The organism is Winogradskyella ouciana (assembly GCF_009709615.1).
Lineage (GTDB): Bacteria > Bacteroidota > Bacteroidia > Flavobacteriales > Flavobacteriaceae > Winogradskyella > Winogradskyella ouciana.
The window spans coordinates 1-281 of record NZ_WJYA01000053.1 but is presented as its reverse complement, the minus strand read 5'-3'; the positions used below and the strand labels follow the sequence as shown (position 1 = coordinate 281).

At 33.1% G+C, this 281-nt stretch carries 1 protein-coding gene; it reads left to right on the top strand.

Features of this window, described 5'->3' with window-relative positions; genetic code table 11:
* On the top strand, positions 1 to 213 hold a 213-nt coding region (locus tag F1003_RS17000; RefSeq protein ID WP_235898408.1), incomplete at its 5' end, for a hypothetical protein.
* Positions 214 to 281 lie beyond the last annotated feature (68 nt).

Sequence of the window (281 nt, the reverse complement as noted above, 5' to 3'; positions counted from 1 at the left end):
AACTTTTTCGTTGAGGAAAATACTCCACCACAAAAGGCAAAGATCATTCATGGCTTTAAGCTGATAGTAAAGATTGCTACCACAATCTCAGACTACGAACTCGCTTCACCAATTACCCGATTTGGTTTCAAGTTCATTTCGTTTGTTGATCTTCCTTCCAAGGACTCTTCGTATGCAATCGGTCAGTTTAAAATGTTTATTGATGTTTATTGATTATTATTATTTGCTGTAATTTAATATTAATTATTTAGGGTCAATTATGAACGATTCTGTGTTTTCTT